Genomic DNA, 8,130 nt, shown 5'->3' with positions numbered 1-8,130 from the left:
TTAAAACGAATTATGACATTATTAAAAGGGAAACAGTAACAAAAGTATAGAGAGAAAGGCGACCTTTCGTTCAAAACTGAACGAAAGGTCGCCTTTTTTGTTTTACATATGTTTTATGAGATGAAAAACGGAAGTTTTTCAGTGGCCTCGGGTCAAACCGAAACCATCTTTTTCTATTTTATAGGGTATAGTTCGAACATAATTGGCTTGTGTATACAAAATAGTGTAGATAAAGAAACTACTTATTTTCTTTTAATTTCTCTAATTCTTGTTTTATTTCTTCTTGTAAACCTTGGTTTAAACTCTCTGTTTGATTAGGAGATTTTAACTGATAAAAATAGTTGCTAGCAGCAGCTTCCGCTTCTAGTTTTTGCACGTAAGATTCGACGCGAGCAAAACCTTTCGTTGCATTTTCCGTATGGAAAGAAGCAAGTGCTGCGTTACTTTCTTTTATCGCTTGTGCCGCATTTAATCGAGAAACAAGAACGAGTTCTTTATATTGTAATTCTTGATATTTCTCTTGCAGTTTGTCAATTTGTTCATAAAGTGTGGCTGTTTGCTGTTTTGTTATTTCGTACTGTTCACGATATAGTGTAGCCTTCTTCTCATTTATGATTTTATCTTGTAAAGCTAGCTGTGCCATATGATCTTCTTCACGTGATACCGCAAGCTCAGCTTGACGAGTTCTTTTTGTGACAAGAGCATCAGTTTCTACAATTAACGCTTCATATTTCTTTTCTAAATAGAATTGGTGAGATAGCGCCTTTTGCGCCTTTGAAATTTGTTCTTCTGTTTCTCTCAGGTATTGCTTTAACATACTAACAGGGATTTCTAGCTTATCTAATGTTTGGTGCACATCTGCCATTACAATATTTTTAATTCGTTTAAAGATACCCATTGTTTACTTCTCCTCCTTACGAATATTCCGTTCCCATTGATCTAAAATATCTATTTGTTTTTGCATTGTTGAAACATTATACATAGGAATATTTATATGCTCACTTGTTATCGTTCTTTTTTGTCTAACCTTTTTATACGCCCAGGCAATCATTGCAGCAAGTGCAAGTATTGGAAAGAGTGGTAATAAACCAATAATTAGGATCAGTATTCCTGTCCACTTTTTAGCCATATTTCCTTCAGATTTGCGAAGAATTAACCAGCCGAAAAGAACAAGGCCAAGTTCTAGCAGAAATGGTAAAAATAATAGAACATCAAATCTCTTTTCATGATGCTTTTCATAATGAGTATGTCTTTCGAAGCTAGAAAAATCTTCTTTCTTTGTAAGGAAAGCTTGTCTCTCCTTATCGTGAGAAATACCATATTCAGCGTTCTTGTGCGTTTCATGATCCCATCTTTCTGACTTCATACTATGTAGTCCAAAGAACAGCAAAGTAAGAAGCAGTGGAAGGATCAACATCCATTTTAGCCAATACCATTTTTTACGTTTGTTCTTTTTCATCTGTTCACCACCTATCTATGATTCATTTTGTTTCAAGAAAAAGTGAATCCAGAACTACTGTTAATAGGGTCAAAATTTGAAGTGTGTATCTGGATTTATCACCTCGCTATATCTTTAATGATTATTAGTGTAAAACTTAGATGTGAGAAGGGCATGAAAGGGAAATGATGAAAATATGAGAAATATCTAAAAAAATTCTCATGAATCTTGAACAAGTTGCGTTACATAATCAGCTTCGTTTAATCAATGCAGGTGATTTATCACACCCCATCTATGTTCATGGGCGTGATATATATTGTCCTTGAAAAAATAGGCATATTAACAGTTGCTTCAGATACCCCCTACCCGTATAATGTATACAAAGAATGACAAAAATAATTCATGAGGTGATAGTAATGGATCATTGTGAAGGAAATCATATAGATCAAAAAATGGTTCCTCGAACAGAAGAGGAAATTCAAAGTGTGATGAAACGTTTAAAACGTATTGAAGGTCAAGTACGTGGTGTACAAAAGATGGTAGAAGATAATCGCTACTGTGTTGATATTTTAATTCAAATTTCAGCGATTAACGCAGCGTTAAATAAGGTCGGTTTTTCTTTATTGGAGCGTCATACAAAGCATTGCGTTGCAAAAGCAATTCATGAAGGGAATGGGGACGAATCGATTCATGAATTAATGAATGTCATTAAGCAGTTTTCAAAATAGGAGGGGTATACAATGGGGAATCAAAAACATGTTACGCTTGGCGTAACAGGAATGACATGTGCAGCTTGTGCCACCCGAATTGAAAAAGTGCTAAATAAAATGGATGGGGTAGAAGCTAATGTAAACTTAGCGATGGAAAAAGCAAGTATTAAATATGACCCGTCAAAGCAGGGAATCTCCAATATAAAAAACAAAATTGAAAAACTAGGATATAGCGTGGCGGAAGAAAAGGTTACTTTAGATATCGAAGGGATGACATGTGCAGCCTGTGCAAACCGAATTGAAAAAGTACTAAATAAAATGGAAGGTATTTCGAGTGCAACAGTTAATTTAGCTACAAATAGTGCTGTTGTAGAGTATAACGAAGGGTTAGTTTCTACAGAAAACATTCTTGAAAAGATAAAGAAACTAGGATATAAGGGACAAATCCGTAACGGAGAGGTAGATCATTCAGAAAGAAAGGAAGGAGTTATTAAGGAGAAAAGGCGTCAACTGCTGATTTCGATTCTCTTGTCCTTACCATTACTTTATACAATGTTTGGACATATGCCGTTTGATACAGGGTTACCAATGCCGCATATTCTTATGAATCCATGGTTTCAACTTTTATTAGCAACACCCGTTCAGTTTTATATTGGAGGACACTTCTATGTCGGGGCTTATCGTGCTCTTCGAAATAAAAGTGCGAATATGGATGTTTTAGTGGCCTTGGGAACATCAGCAGCTTACTTTTACAGTCTATATGAGGCATTGAAAACATTAGGAAAGGTAAACTACAATCCAGATCTCTATTTTGAAACAAGTGCCGTTTTAATTACATTAATATTAGTTGGAAAGTACTTTGAAACATTGGCAAAAGGCCGCACAACAGAAGCGATTTCTAAATTGCTAAGTTTACAGGCGAAAGATGCACTTGTCGTTCGCAATGGTCAAGAGGTGCGAGTGCCATTAGAAGAAGTTGTGATTGGAGATATCATGATTGTAAAACCCGGCGAAAAAATACCGGTAGATGGTATTGTGATTTCAGGGGTATCCTCTGTTGATGAATCAATGATTACTGGAGAGTCTATTCCAGTGGATAAAAAAGAAGGAGATTCTGTTATTGGTGCGACGATTAATGCAAATGGAATGCTAACCATTCAAGCTGAAAAAGTTGGAAAAGACACAGCATTAGCAGGCATTATTAAAATTGTTGAAGAAGCACAAGGTTCTAAAGCACCAATTCAACGATTAGCAGATATCATTTCGGGCATTTTTGTTCCTATTGTTGTAGCGATTGCTGTAGTTGCCTTTATAGTATGGTATTTCTTTATAACACCAGGAGATTTGCCAAAAGCATTGGAAGTAGGAATTGCGATTCTTGTCATTGCATGTCCATGCGCTCTGGGTTTGGCTACACCAACTTCGATTATGGTTGGTACAGGAAAAGGAGCAGAGAAGGGTATTCTCTTTAAAGGAGGTGAATACCTAGAAGGGACACATAAAGTCAATGCAGTGTTATTGGATAAAACAGGAACAGTAACAAAAGGAAAGCCAGAAGTGACTGATGTAATAGAATTTCAAAAAGGTATGCTGGATTATGCGATTTCAGCTGAAAGTGCTTCTGAACATCCATTAGCTCATGCGATAGTTGAACATGGAAAACAAAATGAGATAGAATTAAAAGAGTTACAGCACTTTTCAGCTATTCCAGGTCATGGTATTGAAGCGGGCATTGAAAGTAAAAAAGTTCTTGTTGGAACGCGTAAATTAATGAATGAGCAATCTATAGAAATTTCACAGCATGAAGAAATTTTGAAAGAATTAGAGTATCAAGGTAAAACAGCAATGCTTGTTGCAATTGATGGGGAAATGGCTGGAATAATCGCTGTTGCCGACACAGTAAAAGAAAGTTCAAAGGTTGCAATTGAAACACTGAAGCACATGGGAATTGAAGTATACATGGTAACGGGGGATAATCAACGTACCGCTGAGGCGATTGCAAAGCAAGTTCATATTGAGCATGTATTTGCGGAAGTATTGCCAGAGGAAAAGGCTAAGATTGTAGAGGATTTACAAAAACAAGGAAAGAGAGTAGCAATGGTAGGTGATGGTATTAATGATGCACCAGCTCTTGCAAAATCTGATATTGGTATGGCAATTGGAACAGGTGCAGATGTAGCAATTGAAACTGCAGATGTTACGTTAGTTGGTGGTGACTTATCACATATACCAAAAGCGATTGAGTTAAGTCGTAAGACGATGAAAAATATTCGTCAAAACTTGTTTTGGGCTTTATTCTATAACGCAATCGGTATTCCTGTGGCGGCTTTTGGATTATTAGAGCCTTGGGTGGCCGGAGCAGCGATGGCATTTAGTTCTGTATCTGTTGTGACGAACGCACTTCGCTTAAAACGCGTTAAAATATAAATGAATATGGAGGAATTTAATATGACTATCACATTAAACGTACAAGGAATGACATGTAATCATTGCAAAATGGCAGTAACAAACGCACTTACAGAGTTAGAAGGAGTACAAAATGTAGAAGTACAGTTGCAAGAGGGAACTGTAAATGTAGTATATGATGAAGCAAAAGTAGATGTAGAAAAAATGAAAGAAGCTATTGAAGATCAAGGATATGACGTGCAGTAAATAGTAAAAATTTAATAAATTTTTACTATAGAGGCCGTTTTATATAAGGAGCTGATTAAAAAGTCCAATTTTTAGTCAGCTCCTCTTATTTTTCAGTATGATTCAGCTTAGCGAATCGACGATATATTGCAAAGAATGGTCGAAACGGAAAAAGGACTAACTTCAAAAGGCACTTATATGCCTTTTGGGTCAGCTTCTTCGAATAGGCATGATCTCGTTTTGTTTACAAATAAAATTGAATTTACTAGAATAATATATAAAAATCATAATAATTACGCTTTATGGTAATGTTGTAAAATTAATTGCAATTATTGTTAGAAATAAAGGAATGGATGGTAACTCATATGAACAAAGTAGAAATTCATATATTAGGTGGTTTTTTAGGGAGCGGGAAATCAACGCTGCTTCAAAATCTTTTATTAGCGGAAAAGAAGAAAAATCGAAAAGTTGCAGTACTAATGAATGAAATCGGTGAATACTCCGTAGATACAGATATTGTAGGACGAGAAAATATTTTAAGAGAACTTTTAAAAGGCTGTATTTGCTGTACGATGAAAGATGAATTAGAAATTCAGCTACATTCCTTATATCAGGAGGAGAGACCGGATGTAGTTTATATAGAAACAACTGGCGTTGCGCATCCGATTGAAGTATTGGACGCTTGCCTTTCACCTATTTTAGCACCTTATATTGAAGTGAAATCGATTATTGTTGTATTAGATGCAATCAGATGGCTAAATCGTGAAACTTTAAGTAAAAGTGTACAACAACTTTTAAATGAACAAATGAAGTATGGAAGTCATATTCTTATCAATAAATCAGATTTGCTCAGAGATGAAGAGAAGGAACGGATTGTTGAGGAAGTATCGTTAATAAATAAACATGCAAAATTATACGAAACACAGTATTGTAATATATCTTTAGAAGATTTCGAAGAGGTACAGCTTGCAAGTAATCAAAATCACGAGAAATTACATGTGACACAGCATTTACATATTCAAACTATGACCTATCCATTTACAAAATCAATTAATCAAGACAAATTATACGAGTGGCTTTCTAATTTGCCAGAGGGAATTTACCGTGTAAAAGGATTTGTGAAGTTTCATGGTGATAAATACCCAACTTTACTGCAATACTCATTTGGTGTGCCATCTTTATTAGAGCAGGATTTTGGGTTCCCAACAAACCTTGTAATTATTGGAGAGAATTTAGATAAAGCGAAACTGAAGAAAGAACTAGAAATTTTGGAACAAGTTGAACTGTAAGGTTTGTGTACGGTTGTTTTTAGGTAAATATTTAAATAAGGGGGGAAGGACCATGCCCATCAACCTAGGAAAGCAGGTCACTCCCAAAACGATAAAGTGAAACTTTAATCAGTGGGGGTTTTCTTCATCCCCCACTGATTATCATCCCTCACCAATCGGGCTTTTACGGGCAGTAATACTGCCCACGAATAGCGGGATAAAATGAGCTTTCTTATTACAAGAAGGTTTAAAATTTCGTTATGGGGGTGCTGCAAAAATTTTACTTGGTGGCTATATGCACCAGAGCCTAAATAACTGTTCTTTTTCCATACTAATCACACACCTTTTGTAAAGTAATAATATCAGTATGTCTAAGATATATAAGAAAAAGTTCTTTTTTTCTGAAAAATGTATATAAATTCAATATTAATAATAAATATACAAAATAATTTTATATTCCCTTAATTTATTCCTGTTTCATCTACATTAATTATTTATTATAACAGCTTTCACGTCTAAAATAAGATATTACAACAAGGGAAAGTATAAATATCTTTATAATGACATTCTAATATAATCAATGAATTAATCAAAGGTAATCTGTATTATTTTATTTTTATACTAAACTAATACAGCTTCAAACAATAGACACAGTTGCTACATGCCAAGTGTAATTTATTATCTATTCAAGATTCTGTATATTCAATCTTTCTAAAAATAAAAAAATATCATAACTCATAAATATACAAGCTATAATGAGGGCGTCGAGAGATAATCTATTACCTCTAGAGAAAATATCAAGCCTGGTTCTGGTGCGGAAATTCTAAAGACCTTGCAAGTAATCTTCTAAAATTGGACATACTGATACGTTTACTCTAAGAAAGGTGTGTGATTAGAAGGGAAATTTATTCGACATGAAAATGGAAGCGCTATATTAAACTTCATGTCATGTAAGAAAATGAAATTTGGTGATAATTCTAATACAGTTTTTATTACAATTAAAGAAATAAACAGTTATTAGGAATATTATGAAATCGTTAACATTTCTATTCTCTATTGTTCTTCTAAGGATGTTTGTACATTTAGAGCCATTATCATTAAAATATACTACTATACAATTAGAATTTTTTGTAAACGCTAACAAATTCATCAAGTTGATGACTAGCGAATGTTTCGATTTTGATCAACTTAGAAGAAGGGTATACGATGCGCGGCACCTTGTAAGCAATTTATTTTTCAAGAATGGACTATATTCCTAAGCCTTAACAAGAGACGTAAGAATAGGATACAAGGAGGAATTATTATATGAATGGGAATACTGCAAAAAAAATAGAACTTCAAGCTGAAAATACTGCAGTAAAAAATGAAAAATATCTAGACCCTAAAAAGTGGCATAAACAGGATACAACCTGGGCATTGAGTCTTTTTGGGACAGCAATTGGAGCAGGGGTACTCTTTTTACCTATTAATGCAGGTTCAGGTGGTTTATTATCATTACTGTTAATTACCATCCTTGCATTTCCAGTTATGTATTACTCACATAGGGCGCTTGCTAAAATGATATACGCTTCCAATTCTGCTGATGAGGGAATTACAGGTACAATAAGAGAGTATTTCGGAAATAAGGCAAGTATCATTTTTAATATAGTATATTTCGTTTCAATTTATACAATCGTGCTAATGTATTCGGTTGCACTTACAAATACTGCAAGTAGTTTTATCGTAAATCAATTGCACATGAACGAGCCTCCAAGGGCCATTTTATCGCTTGTATTAGTAATCGGTCTTATAGCTATACTAAATTTTGGTCAAGATATCACTGTAAAGATAATGAGCATGCTAGTATATCCTTTCATAGCTTCTCTACTTTTTATCGCAATATCTTTGATTCCACAGTGGAATACGTCAATGCTTAGTTTTTCAAGTGTTTCTACTGCTTCAACAGGCACAGGATATTTTGGAACGATATTGATGATACTACCAATCATCGTATTCTCGTTCAATCATTCGCCTATGATTTCATCATTTGTTATGAAACAGAGAGCTACCTATGGAATAGAAGCTACTGATGCCAAATGTGCTC

At 34.6% G+C, this 8,130-nt stretch carries 7 protein-coding genes; 5 read left to right on the top strand and 2 right to left on the bottom strand.

Annotated features, from left to right (window positions below; all coding sequences use genetic code 11):
• Positions 1-238: 238 nt before the first annotated feature.
• Together BR72_RS16980 and BR72_RS16975 are read right to left on the bottom strand one after the other, a co-directional pair.
• The gene (locus BR72_RS16980) at positions 239-898 is read right to left on the bottom strand and encodes a PspA/IM30 family protein (RefSeq protein WP_035434782.1); all 660 of its coding nucleotides are present in this window, start codon (positions 896-898) and stop codon (positions 239-241) included.
• Between the two features lie 3 nt (positions 899-901).
• Positions 902-1,459 (bottom strand): hypothetical protein, encoded by a 558-nt coding sequence (locus BR72_RS16975; protein ID WP_035434780.1) that lies wholly within the window; start codon positions 1,457-1,459, stop codon positions 902-904.
• 395 nt (positions 1,460-1,854) lie between these two features.
• Between BR72_RS16975 and BR72_RS16970 the strand changes: the two genes are divergently transcribed.
• The 5 genes from BR72_RS16970 to BR72_RS16950 all read left to right on the top strand — a co-directional run.
• Complete coding sequence (locus BR72_RS16970; RefSeq protein ID WP_035434778.1) at positions 1,855-2,166, top strand: metal-sensing transcriptional repressor; 312 nt, start codon at positions 1,855-1,857, stop codon at positions 2,164-2,166.
• Between the two features lie 12 nt (positions 2,167-2,178).
• Positions 2,179-4,575 (top strand): heavy metal translocating P-type ATPase, encoded by a 2,397-nt coding sequence (locus tag BR72_RS16965; RefSeq protein ID WP_035434776.1) that lies wholly within the window; start codon positions 2,179-2,181, stop codon positions 4,573-4,575.
• A gap of 21 nt (positions 4,576-4,596) precedes the next feature.
• Positions 4,597-4,800 carry a copper chaperone CopZ gene (copZ, locus tag BR72_RS16960; RefSeq protein WP_035434774.1) on the top strand — a complete coding sequence of 68 codons (204 nt, stop codon included), beginning with the start codon at positions 4,597-4,599 and terminating at the stop codon, positions 4,798-4,800.
• A 344-nt stretch (positions 4,801-5,144) separates the two neighbouring features.
• Positions 5,145-6,068, top strand: coding sequence for a CobW family GTP-binding protein (locus BR72_RS16955; protein ID WP_035434773.1), 924 nt, complete (start codon positions 5,145-5,147; stop codon positions 6,066-6,068).
• Positions 6,069-7,352: 1,284 nt separating this feature from the next.
• Positions 7,353-8,130 (top strand): amino acid permease (locus BR72_RS16950; RefSeq protein ID WP_035434772.1); only part of this gene is annotated, 778 nt, incomplete at its 3' end.

The organism is Bacillus sp. UNC322MFChir4.1, assembly GCF_000746135.1.
In the GTDB taxonomy this organism is placed as follows: Bacteria; Bacillota; Bacilli; order Bacillales; family Bacillaceae_G; genus Bacillus_A.
Note: the sequence above shows the minus strand (reverse complement) of the source record. Positions and strands in the feature narration are given on the sequence as shown.